This window comes from Sphingobium sp. YR768 (assembly GCF_900111125.1).
Taxonomy (GTDB): domain Bacteria; phylum Pseudomonadota; class Alphaproteobacteria; order Sphingomonadales; family Sphingomonadaceae; genus Sphingobium.
Genome location: NZ_FOGE01000079.1, coordinates 1 through 1,472 on the forward strand (window position 1 = coordinate 1; position 1,472 = coordinate 1,472).

The following is a 1,472-nucleotide window of genomic DNA, read 5'->3' on the forward strand; positions in this document are numbered from 1 at the left end:
GAGCTTGCGAACGTCAAGATGAGCATGAACCCGTTTGACGAGATCGCGGTCGAGGAAGCCATTCGCCTGAAGGAAAAGGGCGTGGCGACCGAGGTCGTGGCGGTGTCGATCGGTGTGGCGAAGGCGCAGGATACGCTGCGCACCGCGCTGGCCATGGGCGCTGACCGGGCGATCCTGATCCAGACCGACGATGAAGTGGAACCGCTGGGCGTCGCCAAGCTGCTGGCCAAGGTGCAGGAAGAGGAAGGCGCCAGCCTGATCATCCTGGGCAAGCAGGCGATCGACGATGACAGCAACCAGACCGGCCAGATGCTGGCCGCGCTGCTGGGCTTGCCGCAGGGGACTTTCGCCAGCAAGGTGGAGGTCGAGGGCGACAAGGTCAGCGTGACCCGCGAAGTCGATGGCGGTCTGGAGACGGTGAAGCTGAACGTTCCGGCGATCATCACCACCGACCTGCGTTTGAACGAGCCGCGCTATGCCTCGCTGCCCAACATCATGAAGGCAAAGGCCAAGCCTTTGGCGAACAAGACCCCCGCCGATTATGGCGTGGACATCGCTGCGCGTCTGGAGACGCTGAAGGTGACGGAACCGGCCAAGCGATCGGCTGGCGTGAAGGTCGCCGATGTCGATGAACTGGTCGCCAAGCTCAAGGCTCTGGGAGTATAAGCCATGACGAAGACTCTTGTGTGGGTTGAACATGAGGGCGGCGCGGTCAAGGACGCGACCCTCTCCGCCGTCACCGCAGCATCGAAGCTGGGTGAAGTGCATCTGCTGGTGGCCGGCGCGGGCGTGGATGGCGTGGCCGCCGAGGCCGCGAAGATCGCTGGTGTTGGCAAGGTGCATGTCGCCGATGATGCGGCTTTCGGTCATGCGCTGGCCGAGAATGTCGCGCCTCTGGTGGTCGAGCTGATGGCCAGCCATGACGCCTTCGTCGCGCCCGCGACCAGCAATGGCAAGAATATCGCGCCGCGCGTCGCTGCGCTGCTCGACGTGATGCAGATCAGCGACATATTGTCGGTCGAAAGCGAAGACACGTTCACGCGGCCTATCTATGCCGGCAATGCGATTGCGACGGTGAAGAGCAAGGACGCCAGGAAGGTGATCACCGTACGTGGCACGGCGTTCGAGAAGGCCGAGCGCGAGGGCGGTGCTGGCACGGTGGAAGCCGTCGCCTCGACCGGGGACAAGGGGATTTCGTCCTTCGTCGGTGCCGAGATCGCCAAGCTGGAACGGCCGGAGCTGACCAGTGCCAAGATCATCGTGTCGGGTGGCCGGGCGCTCAAGGACGGTCCGACCTTCGAGGAAGTGATCTTCCCGCTGGCGGACAAGCTGGGTGCGGCGGTCGGCGCATCGCGCGCGGCGGTGGATGCCGGCTATGTGCCCAACGACTATCAGGTCGGGCAGACCGGCAAGATCGTGGCGCCCGAAATCTATGTCGCGGTCGGTATTTCCGGGGCTATTCAGCATCTGGC

At 63.9% G+C, this 1,472-nt stretch carries 2 protein-coding genes; both read left to right on the forward strand.

The window, feature by feature from the left end:
* The coding region (locus BMX92_RS26695; protein ID WP_093022772.1) for an electron transfer flavoprotein subunit beta/FixA family protein at positions 1–666 on the forward strand (666 nt) is incomplete at its 5' end.
* Positions 667–669: 3 nt separating this feature from the next.
* The coding region (locus BMX92_RS26700; RefSeq protein ID WP_093022775.1) for an electron transfer flavoprotein subunit alpha/FixB family protein at positions 670–1,472 on the forward strand (803 nt) is incomplete at its 3' end.